This window comes from Micromonospora sp. C81, from assembly GCF_018070425.1.
In the GTDB taxonomy this organism is placed as follows: Bacteria; Actinomycetota; Actinomycetes; order Mycobacteriales; family Micromonosporaceae; genus Micromonospora; species Micromonospora zamorensis.
On record NZ_JAGPXS010000001.1, the window covers coordinates 23347 to 48199 of the forward strand.

Genomic DNA, 24853 nt, shown 5'->3' on the forward strand with positions numbered 1-24853 from the left:
TTGATGAACAGGACCGCATTCGCGTCCGCCCTGCTGCTGGTGACGGCCGGCCTGGTCGTACCACCGTCAGCCGCGGCCGCCGCACCGGCCGCACCGCCGGACAGCAGCTTCCAGAAAGTGACACTGAACGACTTCCCGGGCGAGCCGATGAGCCTCGCCGTCCTGCCCGACCTGCGGGTGCTGCACACCTCCCGCACCGGCGAGGTCCGCATCCACGACCCGCGCACCGGGCTGAACACCCTCGCCGCTGACATCCCCGTGTACGAGCACGACGAGGAGGGGCTGCAGGGGGTCGCCATCGACCCGAACTTCGCCCAGAACAAGTGGGTCTACCTCTACTACTCGCCGCCGATGAACACACCGGTTGACGACCCGGCGACGCCCGACGTCAACGAGGGGGACGCGCCGGAGGTCGGCACGGAAGCCGACTGGCAGCGGTTCAAGGGCGCGCTGCGGCTGTCCCGGTTCAAGCTGGACGGGATGAGGCTGAACCTCGCCAGCGAGCAGCAGATCATCGACGTGCCCACCGACCGGGGCATCTGCTGCCACGTCGGCGGCCAGATCGACTTCGACAGCCTGGGCAACCTGTACCTGTCGACCGGTGACGACACCAACCCGTTCGCCTCCGACGGCTACATCCCGATCGACGAGCGGGCCGACCGTAACCCGGCGTACGACGCCCAGCGCACCTCGGCCAACACCAACGACCTGCGCGGCAAGCTGCTGCGTATCAAGGTGAAGGCCGGTGGTGGTTACACGGTGCCGGCCGGCAACCTGTTCAAGCCGGGCACGGCGAAGACCCGCCCGGAGATCTACGCGATGGGGCTGCGCAACGCGTTCCGGTTCGCCGTCGACCGGCGTACCAACGACGTGTACCTGGGCGACTACTCCCCCGACGCCTCCAACCCGAACCCGGAGCGCGGGCCGGCCGGGCACGGCCGCTGGATGCGGATCGACAAGCCGGCGAACTACGGCTGGCCGTACTGCGTCACGCCGACGATCGCCTACCGCGACTACGACTTCGCCACCGGTCAGTCCGGCGCCAAGTTCAACTGCAAGCGCCCGGTCAACGACTCACCCCACAACACGGGCAAGCGGATCCTGCCGCCGGTGGAGCAGCCGGAGGTCTGGTATCCCTCCGCCGCCTCCGGGGAGTTCCCGCAGCTGGGTTCCGGCGGCATCGGCCCGATGGGTGGCCCGGCGTACGACTACGACGGGACCAGCACGTCGCGTACCCGCTGGCCGGCCTACTACGACGGGGTGCCGCTGTTCTACGAGTGGACCCGCGACTACATCAAGGAGTTCCGCCTCGACGAGGACGGTGACGTCACCGACATCCGGCCGGTGGTGCCATCGCTGGTCGTGGACAACCCGATGGACATGGAGTTCGGCCCGGACGGCGCGCTCTACGTGCTGGAGTACGGCGACGGCTACTTCGCCGAGAACCCGGACGCCCAGCTGTCCCGGATCGACTTCGTCCGGGGCAACCGGACGCCGATCCCGAAGATCAGTGGCACCCCGACGGTCGGGCAGGCTCCGCTGACCGTCGCGTTCTCCAGCGCCGGCACCACCGACCCGGACGGTGACAGGCTCAGCTATGCGTGGGACTTCAACGCGGACGGCTCGGTGGACAGCACCGACCCCAACCCGACGTGGACGTTCCAGGAGAACGGCTCGTACACCCCGACGGTGAAGGTGACCGACCGCACCGGGCGCTCCGCCTCGGCGACCCTGCCGCTGGTGGTCGGGCCGACCGCGCCGATCATCGAGTTCGTCGCCCCGGTGGCCGGGCAGCCGTTCCAGTTCGGGCAGACCGTCGCGTACGAGGTGAAGGTCACCGACGACCTGCCGGTGGACTGCTCCCGGGTGAAGGTCACCTACGTGCTCGGGCACGACGAGCACGGGCACCCGCTCTCCACGGCGACCGGGTGCTCCGGGACGATTCCCACCTTCGTGGACGGTGGGCACAGCGGCGCGGACAACCTGACCGCGGTGTTCGTCGCCGAGTACACCGACGCGCCGACCGAGCCGGGTGTGCCGCCGCAGTCGGCCTCGGCCACTGTCGTACTGGACCCGGACCCGGTGGCGGGTCTGGCCGGCTGATCACCTCACGATGACAGCGGCGGCGACCCGAGTGATCCGGTCGCCGCCGCTCCTCGTTCCACCACCGACCGCAGGTCGAGGGCCGTTGCCCGGCTGACCTCCGCCGCCGGGTGGTCGCTCAGGTCCAGTCGCTGTCGACGTGGTTGTCCCGCCAGCGTCCGCCCACCGGCGGGGTGTCGAGCTGCATCCCCTCGTCGGCGTTGCCGGCGAGGTCGTTGTCCTCCACCCGGCTGCCCACGCAACTGCCCCGATCGGTGATCCACAGCCCGTGCGTCTGGGTCTGGTGGTCGTGGTTGTCCCAGATCCGGTTGCCGCGGATGGTCGCCGAGTCGAACGGCGCGTCGATGGTGATGCCGGCCCGCCGCTTCGGCGCGGCAGCCAGTTCGTATCCACATCCCGGTGGCGGGATGTCCCCGCTCCACGCGCTGAACGCGTCCGGGCGGACCGGGGCGAGGGTGAGTTCGTCGCCGGTGTTGCCGGCGACCATGGCGACGGACCGTCCGACCCGCAGCATCTTGCCCCGGTGCCCGTCGTGCGGCCAGTTGGCCGACCGGTCCACCACGGACCGCTCGCCGTAGCGCACGGCATCACCCGTCCCGCCGGTGCCTTCGGCGTACTGTCGCCCGTTGTTGCGGATCCGGTTGTTGAGCACCACCGCGTCGGTCATCTGGTGGTCGACCCGGACCGCGTCCAACCCGTTGCCCCAGATCTCGTTGCTCTCGATCACCACGTCCCGGATCGCGCCCTGGTAGCCGCGCCTGAGGTTGCGCGTGTGATAGCCGTGCTGGCCGTTGCCGCTGATCCGGTTGCCCCGGACGGTGTACGGGCCGGGGGTGTTGCCGATGCTGACCCCGTCGCGCAGGTTGCCGTCGATGACGCAGTCGGTGAGCAGCCCGCCCCGGCCGGCCACCGACGAGGTGCCCTGCGACGACACGTCGAAGCCGGTCTCCAGGTTGCCGGTCATCGTGCAGGCCGAGACGATCAGACCGTCGGCGCCCCAGTCGGAGATGCCGAACCGGTTGCCCTGACTGTGGCAGCCGATGATGCGGTAGCCGCGTGGCGGCTCCCAGTAGTCCTTCTGCAGCTCCAGGAAGATCCCGTTGGTGCCGTTGGCCAGGGCGGTGCAGTTGGCGATGGTCAGCCGCTCCACCGGGCCCCACCCGCCGATGCCGATCCCGATGCCGGCGCCGCCGATCTGCTCGCCGTTGTCGAGGCGACCACAGCCGACCACCACCACGCCGTCGATCAGGGAGTCCTGGAGGAAGTCGCAGCCCAACCCGGTGGCGGCGGTGTGGTGGATGTAGAGGTTGCGGAACACGCCCCGCACCATGTACTGGATACCGAGGCCCTTGGCCAGGTAGCTGTACTCGGCCATCGCGACCCCGGAGCCGTCGATCTGGAAGTCGGAGAAGGTGCAGTCGGCGATGTGCCGGTCCCGGTCGGCGCCGTGCTGCACCGTGGTCCAGAAGGCCAGCGGCGTCGGATCGGCCCGGTTGCCCTCGTTGCTGAGCATGAACCGGGTCGCCGCCGGGCCGGCCCCGATCAAGGAGACACCGCTGCGCCACACCGTCCCCGCGTCCCGGATCGAGTAGATGCCCGGCGGGCAGTAGATGACGCGGGCCCGCCCGTCCGAGGCGTAACCGGCGCCGAGACGTTCCACGAGGGCGGCCAGCGCCGGCTGGTCATTGGTTGCGCCGTCACCGGTCAGCCCGTATTCCAGCGCGTCGCAGTAGAGGGGCGCGCCCGCCGAGGCGGGTCGTCGTACCCGGACCGAGTTCAGTAGCAGCTCGTTCGCCACGGCCACAGGTGGCTCCCTTCGACGCGTGCGGTGCGTTCCGGCGGGGCCGACTTCCCGATGACACGGCCGGGAAACCCCCGGCCCGACGACGCACGCCGGGAAACCCCCGGCCCGGCGACGCACGCCGGGCAACCCCGGACATGGGCCGGGAGGTGTACGCCGTCAGACGGCGGCGATCAGCAACGCCGGGCGCTCCACGCAGTCGGCGACGTGGCGCAGGAAGCCACCGGCCACCCCGCCGTCGCAGACCCGGTGGTCGAAGGTGAGGCTGAGCTGGGTCACCTTGCGCACGGCGAGTTGCCCGTCGACCACCCATGGCTTGTCCACGATCCGCCCGACGCCGAGCAGTGCGGCCTCGGGGTGGTTGATGATCGGCGTGGAGCCGTCGACGCCGAACACCCCGTAGTTGTTCAGCGTGAACGTGCCTCCGGTCAGCCGGGCCGGCGGGAGGCTGCCGGCTCGCGCGGCGGCGGTGGTCGCCGCCAGTTCGGCGGCCAACTCGGCGGTGGTGAGCCGCTGGGCGTCGCGCAGCACCGGCACCAGCAGACCCCGGTCGGTCTGCGCGGCGATGCCGAGATGCACGCCGGCGGACTGGACGATCCGCTGCGCCTCGGTGTCGACCCGGGCGTTGAGCTGCGGGAACCGGCGTAGTCCGCTGAGGCAGATCCGGGCCAGCAGGGCCAGGATGCTCACCGGCGCGTCGGGAGTCGCCGCGTTGATCGCCGCGCGGGTCTCCAGCAGCCCCGTGGCGTCCACGTCGACCCAGATGGTCACCTCGGGGATCTCCCGCCGGCTGCGGGAGAGCTTGTCGGCGATGACCTTGCGTACGCCGGTGAGCGGGATGATGACGTCGCCGTCCCCGGCCGGGGCGAGCGCGACGTGCGGGTCGGGCACGGCGGCGAGCCGGGCTGCGGGCACGGCCAGCGCCGCCTCCACGTCGGCGCGGCGGATCACCCCGCCCGGTCCGGTGCCCCGCACAGTGGCGAGGTCGAGGCCCTGCTCGCGGGCCAGCCGCCGCACGATCGGCGAGATGACCAGGGCGGTCGCCGCGGCTGCGGCGGGATGACCGCCCGTGGTCGGACCGGTGTCGCCAACCACGTCGGACCCGCGAGCGGGACCGGCAGTGGCCGGTTCGGGAGCCAGCGACAGGCGGGGTCGACGCCGGCGCCGGGTGGCACCGCCGTGCCCGGTGCCGTAGCCGATCAGCACGTTGCCGGAGCCGGCCCGCTCCTCCTCGCGGTAGGTGGCGTGCCCGGCCGGCTCGTCGCCGCCGTCCAGGGGCGCGATGGTGATCAGCGGCTGGCCGACGGGGCGTACCTCACCGGCCGCGCCGTGCAGGGTGACGACCCGGCCGGCGTACGGGCAGGGCACGTCCACGACCGCCTTGGCGGTCTCCACCTCGACCACGCTCTGGTCGACGGTGACGATGTCGCCCACGGCGACCCGCCACTCGACGATCTCGGCCTCGCTCAGCCCCTCGCCCAGGTCGGGCAGGAGGAAGACCTGCGTGCGCTCGACGGTGGTCATGCCGCGCTGCCCTGCGCCGCCCAGCGCGGGTCCGGCTGGTCGTCCCACTGCAACCGGGCCACCGCGTCGAGCACCCGGTCCACGCCGGGCAGGTGGGTGTGCTCCAGCATCGGCGCCGGGTACGGGATGTCCAGCCCGGCGACCCGCAGCACCGGGGCGTGCAGCGCGTGGAAGCACCGCTCCTGCACCCGGGCCGCGATCTCCGCGCCGACACCCGCGAAGCCCTGCGCCTCCTGGATCACCACGCACCGGCCGGTCCGCCGGACCGAGGCGGCGATGGTCTCGTCGTCGAACGGCACGATGGTGCGGACGTCGACGACCTCCAGGTCCCAGCCCTCCTCGCGGGCGGCCTCGGCGGCCTCCAGCGCGACCGGCACCGCCGGCCCGTACGCCACCAGGGTCGCGTCGCGTCCCGGCCGACGCACGACGGCCCGCCCGAACGGCTCGGTCCGGGTCGGCAGGGCCGCCTCGGCGCTGCCGAAGTAGAGCTTCTTGGGCTCCATGAAGACCACCGGGTCGGGGTCGTCGATCGCCTCGCGCAGCAGCGAGTACGCGTCCTCGACGGTGGCCGGGGTGACCACCTTCAGCCCGGGGGTGTGCGCGTAGTACGCCTCGGACGAGTCGCAGTGGTGCTCGACCCCGCCGATGCCGCCGGCGTACGGCACCCGGATGACGATGGGCACGCTGAGCTTGCCCCGGGTGCGGTTGCGCAGCTTCGCCACGTGCGAGGCGATCTGCTCGAACGCCGGGTACGCGAACGCGTCGAACTGCATCTCGACGACCGGCCGCAGCCCGGACATGGCCAGGCCCACCGCGAAACCGACGATGCCGGCCTCGGCGAGCGGGGTGTCGAAGCACCGTTTCTCGCCGAAGCGGGCCTGGAGGCCGTCGGTGATCCGGAAGACGCCACCGAGTTGACCGACGTCCTCACCGAAGACGACGACCCGGTCGTCGGCGGCGAGGGCGTCGGCGAGCGCGGTGTTGAGCGCCTTCGCCATGGTGGTGGCCATCAGGCGTCACCCTCCTCGTCGCGAGCGGCGGCCAGCTCGGCGCGGACCTGCTCGCGCTGTTCGATCAGCTGCGGGGTGGGTTCGGCGTAGACGTGGTCGAAGAGGCTCATCGGGTCCACGGTGGGCTGCTCGTTCATCCGGGTCCGCAGGTCCGCCGCGTACGCCTCGGCCTGTTCGGCGACCTCGGCGACCGCCGCGTCATCGAGCACACCACGGGCGCGCAGGTAGGTCTCCAGGCGGGCGACCGGGTCCCGGTCACGCCAGGCGTCGACCTCGGCGCCGTCGCGGTAGCGGCTGGCGTCGTCGGCGTTGGTGTGCGCCTCCATCCGGTAGGTGTGCGCCTCGACGAGGAACGGCCCGTTGCCGGCGCGGGCGTGTGCGACCGCGCGGGTGAGGACGGCGAGCACGGCGACCGGGTCGTTGCCGTCGACCTGCTCGCTGGGTACGCCGTAGCCGACGCCCTTGTAGGCCAGCGACGGCGCGGCGGTCTGCCGGGACAGCGGGACGCTGATCGCGTACCGGTTGTTCTGCACGAAGAAGACCACCGGCGCCTTGAACACGGCCGCGAAGTTGATCCCCTCGTGGAAGTCACCCTCGCTGGTCGCGCCGTCACCGATGAACGCCAGCGCCACCGTGTCGCGCCCCTGGTACGCCTCGCCGTGCGCGAGGCCGGCGGCGTGCACGCACTGGGTGGCGAGTGGGGTGCACTGCGGTGCGGTGTGCACCTCGGTCGGGTCGTAGCCGCAGTGCCAGTCGCCGCGTAGCAGGGTGAGCACCTCGACCGGGTCGATGCCCCGGGCAACCAGCGCCATCGACTCGCGGTAGGTGGGGAAGACCCAGTCGGTGTCGCGGACCGCGAGAACCGCGCCGACCTGGCACGCCTCCTGGCCCCGCGAGGACGGGTAGACGGCCAGCCGGCCCTGCTTGGTCAGGGCGGTCGCCTGGGTGTCGAAGCGGCGGCCGAGCACCATCCGGCGGTACAGCTCGCGCAGCACCTCGACGGGCGGCTCCGGATAGTCGGTGCGGGCCGGCAGCGGCGTGCCGGTCGGGTCGAGCAGGCGGACGGGTTCGGTGTTCGGCAGCAGCGGGCGCGCCGGGTCGGGCGGGGTGGCCGCCCGACGGGTGCGCGGGGATGCCCTGCGGACCGCCTGGGGAGTGGTCGTCACGGCGGAACCTCCTGGGACGTGTGGTGAGCCTATGCTTCCGCCTGTTGGATGATTGACTCAAGATCCACGTAGAAGGCGGGACGGTTGGCATGGGGAGGGACCGGCAGTGAGCCAGGAGACCGCAGACGGCGCGGGCCGGGCGGCGGGATCGGGACGATCGGCCCGAGCCCTGGACGAGGTGGACCGACGGATCCTCGACGAGCTGGTCCGGGACGGTCGAACGTCGGTGCGCACCCTCGCCGAGCGGATCCACATCTCCCGCACCAACGCGTACGCGCGGGTGGAGCGGCTGCTGCGCGACGGGGTGATCACCGGCTTCCGGGCACAGGTGGCACCCGAGGCTGCCGGGCTGGGCACCTCGGCGTACGTCGCGTTGACGATCGAGCAGAACACCTGGCGGGAGGTGTCGGCCGAGCTGGCCCGGGTCCGCTACATCGAACACGCCGCGCTGCTCGGTGGCGACCACGACGTGCTCGCGCTGGTCCGCGCGCCGGACAACGCCGCGCTGCGGGATGTGGTGCTGGGCCGGGTGCAGAGCATCCCGGGGGTGTTGTCCACCCGCACCTGGTTGGTGTTCGAGGAGTTCGACGGGGCCGACAGCCCCTGGGCCTGAGCGCTCAGCGCTCCGGTGGGGCCTCCAGCCCGTCCCGGTCGGCCAGCTCCAGCAACGGCTCCAGCGAGTGCCGGTCGCCGTCCAGGCCGGCGTGCGGGTCGCCACGCTCGGCGAAGCGGGCCGGCATGCTGAGCACGTCGACGGCGAGGTTGCCGCTCGGTCAGGCGATCAGCAGCGCGCCGACCACAATCAGTGGCAGCCCGACGAAGAGGAAGATGCCGACCCCGGTGAGCACCCGCCCGCCGCCGGCAGTCTCGCGCTCCGATGCGGCGCCGAAGATGGCGCGCGGGCCCAGCATGCCGATCCGACTCATCGTCAGGTCACCCGTCACACCGAGGAGCCCGCCCACCACTATCAACGCGATGCCCAGCCGGTTGGTGTACTCGCCGCCGGCGACCGCCACCCAGATCGCTGCCGCGACCGCGACCAGCACCCCGGCGATCACGAACAACAGAAGCGCTTCCCGCAGACCTCGCACGATCGTCACATCGACACATCCCCACCGGTCGCCCCGGACACATTGTTCCGTATCGAACCGTCGTGGCGCTGCCCCCAAGCCGACAACTGTGGCTGGCGCACCGTGCTGGTGGTCGGCCGCTCCCCCTGACCCCGGCGCAGTGTTGCCCGCCGGAGTGGCCGCGCCGCGCGCCTTCGACGGGGGCCGACAGCCCCTGGGCCTGAGCGCTCAGCGCTCCGGTGGGGCCTCCAGCCCGTCCCGGTCGGCCAGCTCCAGCAACGGCTCCAGCGAGTGCCGGTCGCCGTCCAGGCCGGCGTGCGGGTCGCCACGCTCGGCGAAGCGGGCCGGCATGCTGAGCACGTCGAAGTCCTCCGGGCGAGCGTCGTCCAGCTCCGCCCACTCCAGCGGCGCCGACACCAGGGCCTGCGGTGTCGGCCGGATCGAGTACGCCGACGTCACCGTGTGGTCACGGGCCATCTGGTTGTAGTCGATGAAGACCGGCCGGTCGCGTTGGTCGCGCCACCAGGTGGTGGTGACCAGCTCCGGCAACCGGCGTTGCATCTCCCGACCCAGGGCGAGCACCGCCCGGCGACACTCACCGAAGCTCCACCGCGGCTCGATCGACAGGTAGACGTGCAGGCCCCGCCCACCGGTGGTCTTCGGGTAGCCGGTCATCCCCAGCTCGGCGAGGAACGCGTTGACCTCGCGGGCCACCGGCACCACCTGTTCGAAGCCGACGCCGGGCATCGGGTCGAGGTCGATGCGCAGCTGGTCGGGGCGTTCCACGTCGGAGGCGCTGACCGGCCACGGGTGGAAACGCAACGTGCCCAGGTTGGCCGCCCAGATCACCACGGCCAGCTCGCTCGGGGCGATCTCGTCGGCGGTACGGCCACTGGGGAAGGTGATGTGCGCGGTGCGTACCCACTCGGGCGCGCCTGCCGGCAGTCGTTTCTGGTAGAACGCGTCGCCCCGGTTGGTCTGTCGGGTCGCGATCGTCGCGCCCTCGAAGACCCCACGCGGCCAGCGCTCCAGCATCGTCGGCCGGTCCCGCAGGGCACGCAGGATGCCGTCACCGACCGCCAGGAAGTAGTGGACCACGTCCAGCTTGGTCAGCCCCCGCTCCGGGAAGTAGGGCTTGTCGGGGCTGGAGACGCGGACCAGCCGCTCCCCCACCTGGATCTCCTCGGCCGCCGTCGCCACGCCACCGAGGGTACGACCTGCCCCCACGCCGGACGCCCACCGAGCGGACATCGGCATGGCGGATCACCGGACACGGTTACCGTCGGTGGCGCCCGGGTAGGGGTGCCGCATGGCGGAACTGGCAACCCTCTGGATCGTCCGACACGGCGAGAGCACCGCGAACGTCGCGGCGACGCACGCCGAGGCGTCGGGCGCGGAGCTGATCGATCTGACCCACCGCGACGCCGACGTGCCGCTCTCCGCGACCGGCGAGGACCAGGCCCGGGCGACCGGCCGTTGGCTGGCCGAGCTGCCGGAGGCGAAGCGCCCGGACGTGGCGGTGGTGTCGCCGTACCTGCGCGCCGTGCAGACCTCCCGGCTGGCGCTGGCCGGCACCGACATTCCCGTCCACCGCGACGAGCGGCTGCGCGACCGGGAGCTGGGCATCCTCGACGGGCTGACCGGGCACGGGGTGCGGCGGCGGCACCCGGACGAGGCCGACCGTCGGGAGCGGTTGGGCAAGTTCTACTACCGGCCGCCGGGCGGCGAGTCGTGGACGGACGTGGCATTGCGGCTGCGGACGCTGCTGGGCGACCTGCGCCGTGACCACGAGGGTAGCCGGGTGCTGCTCTTCGGCCACGACGCGCTGGTCTTCCTGCTTCGCTATCTGGTGGAGGGGTTGACCGAGGATGAGCTGATGGCGCTCACCCGCCAGGAGGTGATCGCCAACTGTTCGATCACCGAGTGGTCGGCCGACGAGGGCCGACTGGCGCTCACCGCCTTCAACCGTGTCGAGCACCTGCGGCAGCAGGGCGCCCGGCCAACCAAGGAGGACGAGATCCATGCCGAGCCGGTCTGAGGTGAAGGTGATCACGCCGGGGCTGCTGCGGGACTGGGCACTGCCGGTGCCGGCCGGGGGCAAGGAGAGCCGCGGCACCGTGCTGGTCGTCGGCGGCTCCCGTTTCACCCCGGGCGCGGTGCTCCTCGCCGGGGTGGCCGCGTTGCGCGCCGGGGCCGGGGTGCTCCAGCTCGCCGCCGCCGAGTCCACCGCCGCCACGCTGAGCATCGAGGTGCCCGAGGCGCTGGTGGTCGGCTTGCCGGAGACCGCCGACGGCGCGGTCGCCGCCGACCGGGACGGCCAGCTCGGCGAGCTGGTCGCGCAGGCCGACGTGGTGGCCCTCGGCCCCGGGCTGAAGGCGATCGACGAGACCAACCGCCTGCTGAGCCTGGTCCTGGACGCGGCCCGGCCGCAGACGTCACTGGTGCTCGACGCGTACGCGCTCGGTGCCCTCAGCCACGCACCGGACCTGCTGGTCGGCTCGGGCCGGCCCGTGGTGCTCACGCCCAACGTCACCGAGGCCGGTCACCTGCTCGGGCGGGACCCGGGCGACGACCTGGACGCCGAGGCGGCCGAGCTGGCCGTCCGCTACGAGGCGGTCGTCTCGTTGTACGGGCACGTGGCCGCCCCCGACGGGCGGGGCTGGCGGGAGGAGAGCGGCGACGCCGGGCTGGGCACCTCCGGCAGCGGGGACGTGCTCGCCGGGTTGCTGGCGGGGCTGCTGTCCCGGGGAGCCGACCCGGCTCAGGCCGCCTGCTGGGGCTCGTTCGCGCACGCGGTGAGCGGTCAGCGGCTGATCCCCCGCTACGGCCGGATCGGCTTTCTGGCTCGGGAGTTGCTCGACGAGATCCCCCGCACCCTGGCGATGGTCTGAGGCGGTTTCACCTGTTTTCCGCGTTCGGCGTGGGGGTACCGGAACCCCACCAGCCGAGACTTTTCAGGGAGGTCATACCGGTGTCGACCGATGCCATCGTCCTGCTCAAAGAGGACCACAAGGAGATGCGCCGCCTGTTCAAGGCCTTCCAGGATGCCGAGGAGGGGCCTGCGAGCAAGCGGCAGAAGCTGGTCGGGCAGATCATCGAGGCCCTGACCGTGCACACCTACCTCGAGAACGAGGTGATGTACCCGGAGGTCCGCCGGCTGCTGCCCGACCTGGAGGACGACATCCTCGAGTCGTACGAGGAGCACCACGTGGCCGACGTGCTCTGCGCCGAGCTGGCCGCCATGGACGCGGACCACGAGCACTTCAACGCCAAGACGACGGTGCTGATCGAGAACGTGACGCACCACGTCGAGGAGGAGGAAGAAGAGTGGTTCCCCAAGGTCCGCGAGGCCCTGGGTCGTAAGCAGTTGCAGGAGATCGGCGAGAAGATGATCGCGCTGCGGGCGGACGCCCCTCGTACGCCCAGTGACCCGAAGGCGATCAAGAAGGCGATCGACGCGGTGACCGCCTGAGGCGCCTGCTCACACCGAAGGGCCCGGCACGATGCCGGGCCCTTCGTCGTGCACCGGGTCAGTCGCCCGAACCTGGCTCGGCCATCCGACGGTGTTGCTCGGCCTTGAGCTTGTCCGGAATGATCTTGCCGGCAGCGGTCTGCACCTTGTTCATCAGCGAACCCGCGGTGACCGTCTGATCGCCCTTCATCAGCGCCTCGAAGCCCTGCTCGGCGACCTTCGCCGGGTCGTCCTTGGAGCCCGAGCCGACCCGGGTGTCCTCCATGTCGGCCCGATCGAAGAACTCGGTGTCGGTCGGCCCGGGCATCAGCGAGGTCACCGTGACACCGGTGTCCTTCAACTCGTTGCGCAGCGCCTCGGCGAAGGACTGCACGAACGACTTCGAGGCGTTGTACACCGCCTGGAAGGGCCCCGGCATGGTCGAGGCGATCGACGAGGTGAACAGCACCCGGCCGGTGCCCCGCTCGACCATGCCGGGCAGCAACCGCTTCGCCAGGTGCACCGTCGAGCGGACGTTGAGGTCGACGATCTCCAACTCGTCGCGCAGGTCGGTACCGCCGACGAAGGCGCCGCCAGCGCCCCGGCCGGCGTTGAGCGCCAGGGCGTCCACCGGGCGACCGGCGGCGGCGATCGTGGACGCCAACTCCTCCACGCCCTGCTCACGGGCCAGGTCGACACGGACGGGCTGGACCTCCGGGCCTCCGTCGCGGCGCAGCTTCTCGGCCGCCGAGGAGATGCCGTCGTCTTCGGCGACCACGATGAGGTCGAAACCGTGCTCGGCGAACTGCACCGCCAGTTCGTACCCGATTCCGCTGGACGCCCCGGTCACCACGGCGAGCGGCCGGTCGGTGGACGGTGTGGTCATGATGGGTGACTCCTCTCGTGCGGGTGGCGGTCGTACCGGCAGGGGTGACCGCTCCCTACCGTGTGCCCCGACGTCGGCCGCCCAACCCTTCCGACGCGCGGCGTGCGGAGGTCGGCCCGGGACGGCCCCGGCCGGCCCGGTAGGATCGGACCGGGCCGTTACTGGCGCGTGGGGATGGACAACCATCGGGGAGCGGCCCCGTCATGAGGACGTTTGCCGAGCGCCTGGGCCTTCCCGCACGTCTGTTGGAGGTCGCATGTCGCGCAACGCCGAGTCCACCGCATTCCGTAGTGCCCTTGAGGTGATCCGGGCTGTCGAGCCGCGGGTGGCCGACGCCATCGGCGCCGAGCTGACCGACCAGCGGGAGTCGCTCAAGCTCATCGCCAGCGAGAACTACGCCTCCCCGGCGACCCTGCTGGCCATGGGCAACTGGTTCAGTGACAAGTACGCCGAGGGCACCGTCGGCCGCCGCTTCTACGCCGGCTGCCAGAACGTCGACACGGTCGAGGCGCTCGCCGCCGAGCACGCCCGGGAGCTGTTCGGCGCCGCGCACGCGTACGTGCAGCCGCACTCGGGCATCGACGCCAACCTGGTGGCTTTCTGGGCCGTGCTGGCCGACCGGGTGGAGTCCCCCGCCCTGAAGAAGGCGCAGGTCCGCCACGTCAACGACCTCACCGAGGCCGACTGGTTCACGCTTCGCCGTGAGCTGGGCAACCAGCGGATGCTCGGCATGTCGCTGGACGCGGGCGGCCACCTCACCCACGGGTTCCGGCCGAACATCTCCGGCAAGATGTTCGACCAGCGCAGCTACGGCACCGACCCGGCGACCGGTCTGATCGACTACGACCGGGTGGCCGAGGCGGCCCGGGAGTTCAAGCCGCTGATCCTTGTCGGCGGCTACTCGGCGTACCCGCGGAAGGTGAACTTCCGGATCCTGCGGGAGATCGCCGACTCGGTCGGCGCGACCTTCATGGTCGACATGGCGCACTTCGCGGGCCTGGTCGCCGGCAAGGTCTTCACCGGCGACTTCGACCCGGTGCCGCACGCTCACATCGTCACGACCACCACCCACAAGTCGCTGCGCGGCCCGCGCGGCGGCATGGTGCTCTGCCAGCCGGAGCTGGCCGACCAGGTGGACCGGGGCTGCCCGATGGTGCTCGGCGGTCCGCTGCCGCACGTGATGGCCGCGAAGGCGGTCGCCCTCGCGGAGGCACGCCGGCCCGACTTCGCCGACTACGCCCAGCGGATCGTGGACAACGCGCAGGCGCTCGCCGAGGGGCTGCTGCGGCGGGGCGCGAAGCTGGTCACCGGCGGCACCGACAACCACCTGGTGCTGATCGACGTGTCCGGCTACGGGCTCACCGGCCGGCAGGCCGAGCAGGCTCTCCTGGACTCGGGCATCGTCACCAACCGCAACTCGGTCCCGCAGGACCCGAACGGGGCCTGGTACACGTCCGGCATCCGGGTCGGCACGCCCGCCCTGACCACCCGAGGGCTCGGCACCGCCGAGATGGACCAGACCGCGGAGCTGATGCACACCGTGCTGACGCAGACCACCGCCGGCGCCAACGCCGACGGCACCCCGTCGAAGGCGAAGTACACCCTCGACCCCGCTCTGGCCGACAAGGTCGCCCGCCAGGCCACCGACCTGCTGGCCCCGCACCCCCTCTACCCGGCGATCGACCTGACCTGACCTGACCTGACCGGTCCCGGCCGCGTCGATCATGGAGTTGTGGTGCCCGAAACGGGCGGATGTACGGTGTTCGTCCACCACCACAACTCCATGATCGACGACGCGGGTGGGGCTCGGGGGGCATCGCAGGGGGTTAGTTCATGGGGCGCTTCAGGTGGTAGCGGTGGACCTCGGTGCTTCCCTGGACGTTGTTCACGTCCTCGGCGGCGGAGACCAGCTCCCATCCCTCCCGGCCGGCGCGGTTGAGGTGCGCGATGGCGGTGTCACCGAAGGCGGTGATGTCCTTACGGGACCCGTCCGGCGCGTACCAGACGAACGAGACATGGAAATTGCGGCCCTGTCCCTGATAGCGGCGGACGAGCAGGGCGTACTCCCAGGCAACCATGCGGCCTATTATGACCGTCCAACCAGGACGACGGCACGCGGGTCGTCGCGCATTGCCATCCGATGAACGCGCTGTGTCAACCCGCTCGGCGGGCCACCTCGTCGGTGATCAGGGCGGCCAGGCGGTCCAGCCCGACGTCGATCTGTGGTGGTGTCACCGCGCTGACCGACAGTCGCAACGCGCACACCGGCGCGGTGTCGTCGTAGAAGTGCGCCATCGGCGTCCACAGCACCCCGTAGTCGCGGGCCGAACGGTCCAGCAGCGCGTCGTCGACCGGAAACGGCACTGTCACCACCACGAAGAACCCGCCGGCCGGCACCGTCCAGCGCACCGCCGCCGGGCCGCCCGCCCGGCCCGGGAACCGCCGGCGCAGCCCGGTCACCAGATGGCGCAGATTCCGGGTGTACGCGGAACGCTCCCGGGTGTTCGCGGCCACCAGGCTGCACCCGTTCTCCAGCAGCCGGCCGCCGATCACCGCCTGCGCGATCGGTGACGTGTTCACCGTGACCATGCTCTTGATCATGGCGAGCTGGTCCGCGAGCGGGCCGACCCGGCCGTCCGACCCGGCCACCCGCTGGTCGGCGACCACGTAACCGACCCGCGCCCCGGGCAGCACGGTCTTCGCGAACGAGCCGAGGTAGACGACCCGACGCCCGGTGTCCAACGCCTTGAGGGTGGGCGGGCGCGGCCCGTCGGCGGAGTGGAACAGCCCGTACGGGTTGTCCTCCAGCAGCAGCAGGTCCTCCTCGGCGGCCAGCGTGAGCAGCCGTCGCCGGTCCTCCGCCGAGATGCTGACCCCGGACGGGTTGGCGAAGTCCGGCATCACGTAACAGGCACGCGGCCGGAGCCCCGCCGCCCGGGCCCGCCGCACCTGGGCCGACAGGTCGGCCAGGTCCACCCCGGACGGTCCGCCGGCAACCGGCCACACCGGCAGGTCGACCAGCCGGGCCGCCCCGGTCAGCCCGACGTAGGTCGGGGCGACCGCGAGCAGCACATCCTCTGGTCCGGCGCGCAACGCCCGCAGCACCAGGAACATCGCCTCCTGGCAGCCGACGGTCACCACGACGGCCTCCGGGTCGACGGTGATCCCCTCGTCGACCGCGAGGTTGCGGGCGATCAGGTGGTGCACGATGCCCTTGGTCCGGCCGTACTGCAGCAGCAGCCGCCGGGCCTGCTCGGACGAGTGACCCAGGTCGTCGGTGAGGTGCCTGTGGAACGTGTCCAGGTGCCGGTGCACCGCCGCGAGGTCGAAGAACTCCTCGTACGGCCTGCCGGCCGCCAGGGACACGGCAGCCGGGTAACGCTCGGACACCTCGTTGAGGAAGTTCATCGAGGTCAGCGCCGGATCACCCAGCGCGGGGTGCAGGTCCGCGACGGTCAGGTCGACCGGCTCAGTGGCAGTCACCGCTCAGCCCGCATCGAGCGTCCGCAGCGCGGTGGCCGCCGCGGGGTCGGCGCAGCCGGCCAGGGTGAGCGCGTCGGTCAGCTCGGCGGCGAGCAGCGTCAGCGCGTCCCGCGCGCCGCGTTCGCCGCCGGTGGCCAGCGCCCAGAGCAACGGCCGGCCGACCAGCACCCCGGCGGCGCCCAGCGCGAGCGCCCGCAGCACGTCGGTTCCGCTGCGGATGCCGCTGTCCAGCAGCACCTGACAGTCGCCGCCGACCGCGTCGACGACCTCCGGCAACATGGTGACACTGGCCGGCGCGCCGTCGAGTTGCCGGCCGCCATGGTTCGACACGACCAGCGCGTCCGCGCCCACCCGTACCGCCTCGACCGCGTCGCGGGGGTCCAGCACTCCCTTGACCACCAGCGGCAGGTCGACCTGCTCGCGTAGCCAGGCCAGGTCCGCCCAGCGCAGCGCCGGCGCGAACGAGGAGGCGGTGTGCGCGGCGAGCGCGGACACCCCGGGTGCGCCTGCGTGCGCCAGGGCGTCGCGCCCGTCGGGCAGGTTCGCGGCCACCACGTCGTCCGGCAGCCGGAAGGCGTTGCGCAGGTCCCGGGGACGCCGGCCGAGCACCGGGACGTCCACGGTGACCACCAGTGCCCGGCAACCGGCCGCGACGACCCGGGCCAGCAGGTCGCGGACGAGGGCCCGGTCGCGCAGCCAGTAGAGCTGGAACCACACGTCCGCGCCGACAGCGGTGACCTGTTCGAGAGGTGTGCTGCCCAGCGTGCTCGCCAGGTACGGGATCCCGGCCGCGCCGGCCGCCGAGGCGAGACCCAACTCCCCGTCCGGGTGCACCAGGCGCTGGTACGCCATCGGCGCCACCCCGACCGGCATGGCGTACGGGCGGCCGAGCAGCCGGACGCCGAGGTCGACGGTGTCCACCCCGCGCAGCATCCGGGGCAGCACGGCGACCCGGTCCAACGCGCGACGGTTGGCCGACACTGTCACTTCGGACGCGCTGCCGCAGTCGACGTAGTCCCACACGTCCTCCGGCAGCACCGTGCGGGCCCGCTCGGCGTAGTCGGTGAGCGACACGGCCGGCAGGTCGGTCAGCACCGGCTCAACCACCGCGCACCGCCGTGCCCGTCGGGTCGTCCGCCGGGTCGTCACGCCCGGGCGCCAGCCCGAACCGTTCCCGCAGGAACGCCGCCGCGTCGGCCTGCGCCCGCCGGCCGTCGGTGAAGACGCCCGGCATGGCGAAGAAGCCGTGGATCATCCCCGGGTAGTGCCGCACCCGGGTGGGTACGCCGGCGGCGGCCAGTCGCTCGGCGTACCGCTGCCCCTGCGCGCACAGCGGGTCCAGCTCGGCGGTGACCACCAGCGCCGGGGGCAGGCCGGTCAGGTCGTCGGCGAGCAGCGGCGACGCGAGGGGGTCCTGGGCGTGCGCCTCGTCGGTCAGGTAGTGCGTCCGGTACCAGGCCACCGAACGGCTGTTGAACAGCGTCGGGTCTTCGTCGGCCGGGCCGGTGGGCTCGCCGCTCTGGTCGGTGTTCGGATAGACCAGCAGCTGGGCGGCGAGCGTGGGCCCGTGCGCGCGGCTGAGCAGGGTGACCGCGGCGGCCAGGTTCCCGCCGGCGCTGTCCCCGCCCACCGCCAGCCGGTCCGGGTCAACGCCCAGCCGGTCGGCGTGCCCGGCGACCCAGCTGGCGGCCGCGTGGCAGTCGTGCACCGCCGCCGGGAAGGGATGTTCCGGGGCGAGCCGGTAGCCGACGGTGATCACCTGACAGGGCACGGCGTTGGCCAGTCGACGGCAGATACCGTCGGCGGTGTCGATGCTGCCGAGCGTCCACCCGCCGCCGAAGAAGTACAGCAGGGTGGGCAGCGGGCCCGACCCGGCCGGCCGGTACACCCGCAGCGGCAGCTCGCCGGCCGGGCCGAGCATCCGCTCGTCGCGTACCTCGGCCACCGGCTCGACCGCGCCGGAGCCGGCGCGGATCGCGGCCAGGTCCGCGGCGCGCGCCTCGGTCAGCGTCTGCGTGTACAGCGGCGGGGTGCCGGTCGCGGCGCGGGCCGCCCGGTATGCCGCCACCTCCGGGTGCGGGGCCATGTCGCTCCTATCCGCCGGTGCTGACGAGCAGCTTGTCGATGCCGCGCAGGAACAGGCTGCCGCTGTACGTCGGCGTCTCGGTGACGGTCAGCTCGGGGAACCGGGCGAACAGGCGGGGCAGCGCGAGGCGGCCCTCCAGTCGGGACACCGCCGCGCCGAGACAGAAGTGCAGACCCACCCCGAAGGCCAACGACGGCGGGCCGGGTCGGGTCGGGTCGAAGACGTCCGGGTCCGGAAACCGTGCCGGGTCGCGGTTGGCCGCCCCGATGATGATCAGCACGTTGTCGTCCCGGGCGACCGGCACATCACCCAGCACCATGTCGGCTGGCGCGGCACGGGCCAGGAAGTGCACGGGGCTCTCCAACCGCAGCACCTCGTCGACGCAGCCCGCGGTCAGCTTGTCGTCGGTGGGCATCGCCGCGACCGTCTCCGGGTGGGCCAGCAGCAACGGCATCCCGTTGCTGAACATGTAGACGGTGGTGACAAAGCTGGCGTTGAACAGCACGATCAGGTTGCTGACCAGCTCCTCCTCGGTCAGCTCCACCTCACCCGAGTCGAGGGCCTCCACCAGCCCACTCAGCAGGTCGTCCCCGGGCACCCTGCGGCGGTGCGCCAGCAGCTCCCGGTAGAAAACCCGCAGCTCCTCGGCCGCGGTGTTGGCGGCGGCCAGACGTTCCGGGGTCTTCCCGGCGACGTCCAGGAACTCGTCGATCCACTCCACCCGCTCGCGATACCACGCCAACTCCGCCACCGGGATGCCGATGAACTCGGCCATCACCAGCGCCGGGACCGGGTACGCGAAGTCCGCCACGAAGTCCACCACGGCGTTTCCGGCGTCGGCCATCCGGTCCAGCAGCTCGTCGACCACCCGCAGGATCACCGGTTCCAGCGCGCCCAACCGGCGCGGGGTGAAGGTGCGGGAGAACACGTGCCGCATCCGCGTGTGGTCGGGCGGGTTCACGAACATCATCGACGTCTGGAAGGTGCGCAGGATCTCCTGCTCCTGCCAGCCCGGCGGCGGCTGTTTGGTCCACTCCGGATCGCGCAGCAACCCGTCGACGAGGTCGTAGCCGACCGCCACCGCCGCCACCGTGCGGTGCTCGGCCCGGGCCGGGACCGCGCTGACCGGCCCGAGCTTGTGCAGGCCTGCGTACCACGGATACGGGTTCTGTCGGCCCTGCTCGCTGTACAGGCCGGTGAGCAACTCCTGCGCCGTCACGACGTGCTCCTCCCCAGGATGTCGGTGCCGGGGCGGCGAGGATCACCCGCCGCCCCGGCCGGTGTCACAGGCCGAGCAGCCGCAGCGGCACGGCGTTCGCCAGCGCCTGGTTGCCGGCGTCGTTCGGGTGGATGTGGTCACCCGAGTCGTACGCGGGCAGCAGCTGACTGGGTCGCGCCGGGTCGCGCAGCACCCGGTCGAAGTCGAGCAGCCCGTCGAACTCGCGGCTGCCGCGCAGGTACGTGTTCACCGCCTGCCGGGTGGCTTCCTTCTGCGGAGTCCACACGCCGGGCGCCCCGTGCCCCTCGTACGGGGTCAGCGTGGCCACCAGGCTGGTCAGCCCCCGCTGCTGGAGCTGCTGGTTGATCTGCCGCAGGGTGGCGATGATCGCCTCGGGTGAGTCGTTGGACATCCAGATGTCGTTGATGCCCAGGTGGGTGACGACAGTGCGCACCCCGGTCTGGGGAAAGACGTCCTCGTTGAGCCGGGCCGCCGCGTTCGGGCCGAGCTGGTAGTAGCCGGGGTAGTTGCCGTCGCCCGGCTCGGTGCCCTCGTGGTTGAGGCGGTTGCCGGCCAGGCTGAGGTTGAGCACGCCCGGGGTGCGCGGGTCCGGCCGGTCGGCGAGCAGCCGGTCGGAGAGCAGGTCGGGCCAGCGCCGGTTGGCGTTGACGGTGCTGCCGTTGCCGTCACCGATGGAGTCACTGAGCACCACCACCGCGCCCGGGGTGGCCCTGCGCTGCACGTCGATCCCGGAGAGGAAGAACCAGCAGCAGGTGGGGCGGGTGGTGAACCCGGTGCCCTCGGCGGCACCGGTCAGGTCGCCGGCGCCGATGAAGTTGGCCTGCTGCGACTGCCCGTGGAAGGTGGTCGGGCCGGTCGGCGTCGGGAAGTGCACTGTGACCACCAGGTCGCTGTCGTCCGCGACCGGGAACGTCAGCGGGTCGCTGAGCAGCTCCGCGCCCCGGTTCATGGTCGCCGAGGCGTTGCCGGTGAAGGTCAGCGGGCGCACCGAGGCCGGATCGATGTCGGAGAGGTCGTCGGCGGTGGCGGTGTTGGGTCGGGCGACGGTGGCCCGACCGACCGCTACCGCCTGCTCGCCGTAGAGGTTGCTCAGACGGACCCGCAGTGTCGGACCGCCCACCGAGACGTGCACGATCATCCGTACGCTCTGGTCGTTCAGACCGGTGTTGGTCAGCCCGACCGAGTTGCCCCGGGTGACCGCGGTGGCCCAGCTGCCCGCCCACTCGGAGCGGTCCGGTCGGGCGGCGGCGGTCCCGGACGGACCGGCGCTGGCGACGACCGCGGGTGTGCCTGTGACCAGCAGCGCGGCCGCGGCGGCGATGACGTGCCATCTCTTCGGGGTCGACATTGAACCTCCATCGTGTGGCAGCCCAGGGCCGTCCGCTGACGGCGCCCGCCTGGACGATGGTCCAGAAACCTAGCCGCCGCCGCTGACGGGCGTCAATCAACCTGATCGACGCGATCAAATGTCCGGCGGGCCTGTCGGATCGCCCCGTCGGCACGGTTCCGACCAACCGTTACCGGCCTAGGCTCGCAGGCGGCGGGCTCACCGGAGCGCGCGCCACCGTCGCGTCGCCACCGGGCGCTGCCCGGGGACCGCCGCTTTCTCGGATGGGGGCAGTCGGATGACTGACGGACCTGGGCACACCTACGTGGACCGAGTGCTGGATCTCTTCGCCGGCTTCGGTGACCGGGAGGCGCTGGTCGGCGGGGACCGCCGGCTCACCTACACCGAGGCCGCCGCGTTGGTGGGGACGATGGCCGCGACGCTGACCCGGCACGGCGTACGCCCCGGTGCGGCGGTGCTGGTGACAGTGGCGAACGCGGTCGAGGGCCCGTTGCTCCAGCTCGCGCTGCATCTCATCGGCTGCCGGACCATGTGGGTCGCCCCGGTGACCGCGCGCCGGGAGGTCGACGAGTTCATCCGCCTGGCCTGCCCGGACGCCCTCGTCTACGACGCCCGGGACCCGGCCGGTCTCGGCCCGGACCTTGCCGCCGCGCTGCCCGGCACACCGGTGTGCTGTCTCGGCCCGGGGGGTGCCGGCCCGGACCTCACCGCCGACGCCGACGCGGCGGAACTGCCGGCGACCGTGCCGGCGCCGGAGTCGTTCCTGCAGACCAGCGGCACCACCGGCAGCCCCAAGCTGGTGCACCACCGGGAGAGCTTCTACGCGCAGATCCTCACCCTGGCCGCCGACTTCCGCGGCGCCGGGTTCCCCCTGCTGCGGCACCTGTCGCACTCACCGATGTGGTTGGCCAGCGGGCAGATCACCACCCTGTTCAACCTGTTCACCGGCGGGGTGCTGTTCCTGCGCGACGACTGGGACCCGGTGGCCTTCGTGGACACCGTGCAGCGGGAGAGGATCAACTCCACCTTCGTCACCCCGCCGATGCTCTACGAGGTGCTGGACCACCCGGCGCTGGTCGGCGCGGACTTCAGCGCCATGTTCATGTTCAACGTGGGAGCGGGGCCCGCCGCGCCCGCCCGGCTGCGCCAGGCCATCGCGCGGTTCGGCCCGGTGCTGCGCATCGTGTACGGCCTCAGCGAAGCCGTGGTGATCACCGCGCTGCCCGGGTTGACCGATGACCCGGAGCACCCGGAGCGGCTGCGGTCCTGCGGTCGACCCTACGGCGACGTGCGGATCGAGATCCGCGACGACGACGGCACGGTGCTGCCGCCCGGGCGTGACGGCGAGGTGTGGGTGCAGACCCGACTGAGCTTCGCCGGCTACCACGGCCAACCCGAGCTGACCGCGCAGACGCTGGTCGACGGCTGGGTGCGTACCCGCGACATCGGGCACCTCGACGACGACGGTTACCTCTACCTGGTCGACCGCGCGCACGACATGATCGTCACGCACCGGCGGAACTGGGCGATCTTCTGCCGCCCCATCGAGGACGTGCTGGCCGGGCACCCCCAGGTGCGGGCCGCCGCCGTGATCGGCGTACCGGACGACACCGTCGGCGAGGTCCCGTACGCGTACGTCGTGGTCGCCCCGGACGCCACGGTCACCGGCGCGGAGCTGATCGACCTGGTGACCGCGGAACTCAACGAGATGTGGGCGCCGGCCGCTGTGGAGTTCGTCGAGGTGTTGCCGGTGAACCGGTCGGTCAAGGTGGACAAACGGGCGCTGCGCGAGCGGTACGCGGCGCGTCGGGCGGCGGCGGTCGGGGCGTGAACCCCCGCCGGCAACTGGTCGTCCTGGTCGGCGCGGACCTGATCTCCAACCTGGGCACCCGCATCTCGGTGGTGACCATCCCGTGGCTGGTGCTGGTCACCACCGGCAGCCCGACCAAGATGGGTTTGGTCGCGTTCGCCGAGACCCTGCCGTACCTGCTGTCCAGCGCGCTGGGCACACCCTGGGCGGACCGGATCGGCCTGCGCCGCACGTCCATCCTCTGTGACGCCGGCAGCGCGGTGGCCATGGTGGTCGTCGCGCTGACCCCGTGGTTGGGTTTCGGTTCGCTGGTGGCGCTGGTGGCGCTGGCCGGCGCGCTGCGCGGCATCGGGGACCGGGTGAAGCACGTGATGTTCCGGCCGGTCGCCGAGGCCGCCGGGGTGCCGCTGATCCGGCTGACATCGGCGTACGACGGGCTGAGCCGGGTGGTGACCCTCTTCGGCGCCGCCGTGGGCGGCGTGCTGATCGCCGCGTTCGGGGTGACCGAGGCGATCCTCATCGACGCGGCCAGCTTCGGTGTCTGCGCGCTGCTGATCGGTGTCCTGGTCCGGCCACCGGCCGCGCCGGCGAAACCCGCCGAGCCGGAGAGCTACCTGCGCGCGCTGCGTGCGGGATTCGGCTACCTGGGCCGGGACCGGCCGCTGCTCAGCATGCTGCTGGTCATCTCGGCGCTGAACATGGTGGCCAACGCCAGCGTGGCCGTCTACATCCCGGTCTGGGTCGCCCGGGAGCTGCACGGCCCCAGCGGGCTCGGTCTGGTGCTGGCGGCGTTCTCGGCGGGCGCGCTGCTGGGCAACGTGGTCTTCACCGCGCTCGGGCCGAGGCTGCCCCGCCGGCTGACGTTCCTGGTCGGGGCGCTGATCGCCGGCACACCCCGGCTGGTCGCACTGGCGATCAGTGACGAACTGCCGGTGGTGCTCCTGGTGACCTTCCTGTCCGGCATCGGCATAGCGGCGGTCAACCCGCTGCTCGGGGTGGCGCTCTACGAGCGGGTGCCGGCGGAGTTGCAGACCCGGGTGATCGGCATCGCCGGGTCGCTGGCCTTCGTCGGTCTGCCGGTCGGCGCGCTGCTCGGCGGCTGGTCGGTGGACGCGCTGGGTCTCACCCCGGCGCTGCTGACCATGGCGGTGGCGTGCCTGCTGGTCAGCGCGTACCCGCTGCTGACCCGGCCGTCCGAGCCGAGGACACCGACGCGGCCCACCCCCGCCGTCGCGCCCTGACAGTTGGGCTCGCACGAGCACACTGCGGCCCGCTGAGCGCGGTACCGTGTGGACATGCCGAGCTGGGAGGACGTCCGCCGGATCGCGCTCGCTCTGCCGGAGACCACCGAGCGTCCGTCGTACGACGGGTTGCCGGCCTGGCGGGTCCGGGACAAGCCGTTCGTCTGGGAGCGACCGCTGCGCCGCGCGGACCTCGACGCCCTCGGTGACGCCGCGCCCGAGGGCCCGCTGCTCGGCGTACGGGTGGCCGACCTCGGCGTCAAGGAAGCCCTGCTCGCCGACGACCCGTCGGTCTACCTCACCACCCCGCACTTCGACGGGTACCCGGCGGTGCTGGTCCGGCTCGACCGGATCAGCATGTCCGAGTTGACCGAGGTGGTCACCGAGGCGTGGTATTCCCGCGCCCCGAAACGCCTCGCCGCCGCCCACCGCGCCGATCAGGAGCCCACGAACGCCTAGACCGCGTCAGCGGGTGGCCGGGGCGGCGTGTTCGCTGCGGCAGCGGGGGCAGCGCAGGCGCGCTCCGACACCACCGCGCCGACGACGCCAACCCGACAGCGCCGCGAGGTGCTCGGCGGGCGTTGGGTTGATGGCACGGAGGGCGTCGGGCGGGCCTGGCCGGGCGGGCGGTGGT

General features: G+C 72.1%; 22 protein-coding genes, 1 pseudogene and 1 riboswitch. Of the genes and pseudogenes, 9 read left to right on the top strand and 14 right to left on the bottom strand.

All coding sequences use genetic code 11. The features are described from left to right. Positions 1–3: 3 nt before the first annotated feature. Positions 4–2103: a PQQ-dependent sugar dehydrogenase gene (locus KBX46_RS00115; protein ID WP_210789446.1), complete on the top strand. Its 2100-nt coding sequence runs from the start codon at positions 4–6 to the stop codon at positions 2101–2103. Positions 2104–2221: 118 nt separating this feature from the next. Here the strand turns inward: KBX46_RS00115 and KBX46_RS00120 are convergent, their stop codons facing one another. The 4 genes from KBX46_RS00120 to pdhA all read right to left on the bottom strand — a co-directional run bounded on the left by KBX46_RS00120 (position 2222) and on the right by pdhA (position 7604). Further along, the gene (locus KBX46_RS00120) at positions 2222–3901 is read right to left on the bottom strand and encodes a right-handed parallel beta-helix repeat-containing protein (RefSeq protein WP_231927402.1); all 1680 of its coding nucleotides are present in this window, start codon (positions 3899–3901) and stop codon (positions 2222–2224) included. Positions 3902–4063: 162 nt separating this feature from the next. After that, positions 4064–5428 carry a dihydrolipoamide acetyltransferase family protein gene (locus tag KBX46_RS00125; RefSeq protein ID WP_210789451.1) on the bottom strand — a complete coding sequence of 455 codons (1365 nt, stop codon included), beginning with the start codon at positions 5426–5428 and terminating at the stop codon, positions 4064–4066. Further along, on the bottom strand, positions 5425–6441 hold the full coding sequence (locus tag KBX46_RS00130) for an alpha-ketoacid dehydrogenase subunit beta (RefSeq protein ID WP_199177261.1): 1017 nt from the start codon (positions 6439–6441) through the stop codon (positions 5425–5427). The genes KBX46_RS00125 and KBX46_RS00130 overlap by 4 nt, the downstream gene beginning before the upstream one ends. Next, the gene (gene pdhA / locus KBX46_RS00135; RefSeq protein ID WP_088948323.1) at positions 6438–7604 is read right to left on the bottom strand and encodes a pyruvate dehydrogenase (acetyl-transferring) E1 component subunit alpha; all 1167 of its coding nucleotides are present in this window, start codon (positions 7602–7604) and stop codon (positions 6438–6440) included. Before pdhA ends, KBX46_RS00130 begins: the two co-directional genes overlap by 4 nt. 106 nt (positions 7605–7710) lie before the next feature. Between pdhA and KBX46_RS00140 the strand changes: the two genes are divergently transcribed. Then, positions 7711–8217 carry an Lrp/AsnC family transcriptional regulator gene (locus KBX46_RS00140; protein ID WP_210789452.1) on the top strand — a complete coding sequence of 169 codons (507 nt, stop codon included), beginning with the start codon at positions 7711–7713 and terminating at the stop codon, positions 8215–8217. 4 nt (positions 8218–8221) lie between these two features. Here the strand turns inward: KBX46_RS00140 and KBX46_RS00145 are convergent. From KBX46_RS00145 to KBX46_RS00155, 3 genes and pseudogenes are all read right to left on the bottom strand, one after another. Beyond that, a pseudogene (locus tag KBX46_RS00145) lies at positions 8222–8356 on the bottom strand (ATP-dependent DNA ligase); the annotation flags it as partial. 21 nt (positions 8357–8377) lie between these two features. Next, complete coding sequence (locus KBX46_RS00150) at positions 8378–8704, bottom strand: hypothetical protein (protein ID WP_088948325.1); 327 nt, start codon at positions 8702–8704, stop codon at positions 8378–8380. A gap of 198 nt (positions 8705–8902) precedes the next feature. Continuing rightward, complete coding sequence (locus KBX46_RS00155) at positions 8903–9925, bottom strand: DNA polymerase domain-containing protein (protein ID WP_210790770.1); 1023 nt, start codon at positions 9923–9925, stop codon at positions 8903–8905. A 58-nt stretch (positions 9926–9983) separates the two neighbouring features. Between KBX46_RS00155 and KBX46_RS00160 the strand changes: the two genes are divergently transcribed. The 3 genes from KBX46_RS00160 to KBX46_RS00170 all read left to right on the top strand — a co-directional run bounded on the left by KBX46_RS00160 (position 9984) and on the right by KBX46_RS00170 (position 12146). Continuing rightward, positions 9984–10712, top strand: a complete 729-nt coding sequence (locus tag KBX46_RS00160; RefSeq protein ID WP_210789454.1) for a histidine phosphatase family protein — start codon at positions 9984–9986, stop codon at positions 10710–10712. Further along, positions 10696–11565, top strand: coding sequence for an NAD(P)H-hydrate dehydratase (locus KBX46_RS00165; RefSeq protein ID WP_088948327.1), 870 nt, complete (start codon positions 10696–10698; stop codon positions 11563–11565). The genes KBX46_RS00160 and KBX46_RS00165 overlap by 17 nt, the downstream gene beginning before the upstream one ends. An 80-nt stretch (positions 11566–11645) precedes the next feature. Beyond that, positions 11646–12146: a hemerythrin domain-containing protein gene (locus KBX46_RS00170; protein ID WP_099853849.1), complete on the top strand. Its 501-nt coding sequence runs from the start codon at positions 11646–11648 to the stop codon at positions 12144–12146. A gap of 58 nt (positions 12147–12204) precedes the next feature. Here KBX46_RS00170 and KBX46_RS00175 read toward each other — a convergent pair whose 3' ends face one another. Continuing rightward, positions 12205–13011: an SDR family oxidoreductase gene (locus KBX46_RS00175; protein ID WP_210789456.1), complete on the bottom strand. Its 807-nt coding sequence runs from the start codon at positions 13009–13011 to the stop codon at positions 12205–12207. Between the two features lie 147 nt (positions 13012–13158). After that, a riboswitch (ZMP/ZTP riboswitch) is annotated at positions 13159–13248 on the top strand. A 19-nt stretch (positions 13249–13267) separates the two neighbouring features. On the opposite strand from KBX46_RS00175, the gene KBX46_RS00180 reads away from it, so the two are divergent. Continuing rightward, positions 13268–14704, top strand: coding sequence for a glycine hydroxymethyltransferase (locus tag KBX46_RS00180; protein ID WP_099853853.1), 1437 nt, complete (start codon positions 13268–13270; stop codon positions 14702–14704). Positions 14705–14837: 133 nt separating this feature from the next. Here the strand turns inward: KBX46_RS00180 and KBX46_RS00185 are convergent, their stop codons facing one another. The 6 genes from KBX46_RS00185 to KBX46_RS00210 form a co-directional block, all read right to left on the bottom strand. Then, positions 14838–15098, bottom strand: a complete 261-nt coding sequence (locus tag KBX46_RS00185) for a hypothetical protein (RefSeq protein ID WP_088948331.1) — start codon at positions 15096–15098, stop codon at positions 14838–14840. A gap of 67 nt (positions 15099–15165) precedes the next feature. Next, positions 15166–16494 carry an aminotransferase class I/II-fold pyridoxal phosphate-dependent enzyme gene (locus KBX46_RS00190; protein WP_210789459.1) on the bottom strand — a complete coding sequence of 443 codons (1329 nt, stop codon included), beginning with the start codon at positions 16492–16494 and terminating at the stop codon, positions 15166–15168. Positions 16495–16497: 3 nt separating this feature from the next. Beyond that, a complete protein-coding gene (locus KBX46_RS00195; protein WP_210789462.1) occupies positions 16498–17601 on the bottom strand; it encodes an alpha-hydroxy acid oxidase in 1104 nt (367 codons plus the stop codon). Next, complete coding sequence (locus KBX46_RS00200) at positions 17594–18580, bottom strand: alpha/beta hydrolase (protein WP_210789465.1); 987 nt, start codon at positions 18578–18580, stop codon at positions 17594–17596. The genes KBX46_RS00195 and KBX46_RS00200 overlap by 8 nt, the downstream gene beginning before the upstream one ends. Before the next feature lie 7 nt (positions 18581–18587). After that, positions 18588–19799, bottom strand: coding sequence for a cytochrome P450 (locus KBX46_RS00205; protein WP_210789467.1), 1212 nt, complete (start codon positions 19797–19799; stop codon positions 18588–18590). A 64-nt stretch (positions 19800–19863) separates the two neighbouring features. After that, on the bottom strand, positions 19864–21141 hold the full coding sequence (locus tag KBX46_RS00210) for an SGNH/GDSL hydrolase family protein (protein WP_210790772.1): 1278 nt from the start codon (positions 21139–21141) through the stop codon (positions 19864–19866). Between the two features lie 304 nt (positions 21142–21445). On the opposite strand from KBX46_RS00210, the gene KBX46_RS00215 reads away from it, so the two are divergent. From KBX46_RS00215 to KBX46_RS00225, 3 genes are read left to right on the top strand one after another with little or no spacing between them, the layout of a single operon-like run. Next, entirely contained in the window at positions 21446–22999 is a 1554-nt protein-coding gene (locus KBX46_RS00215; RefSeq protein WP_210789470.1) for an AMP-binding protein, read from the top strand. Further along, positions 22996–24219, top strand: a complete 1224-nt coding sequence (locus tag KBX46_RS00220) for an MFS transporter (RefSeq protein ID WP_210789473.1) — start codon at positions 22996–22998, stop codon at positions 24217–24219. The genes KBX46_RS00215 and KBX46_RS00220 overlap by 4 nt, the downstream gene beginning before the upstream one ends. Positions 24220–24273: 54 nt before the next feature. Continuing rightward, on the top strand, positions 24274–24678 hold the full coding sequence (locus KBX46_RS00225) for an MmcQ/YjbR family DNA-binding protein (protein WP_210789476.1): 405 nt from the start codon (positions 24274–24276) through the stop codon (positions 24676–24678). Positions 24679–24853: the final 175 nt, after the last annotated feature.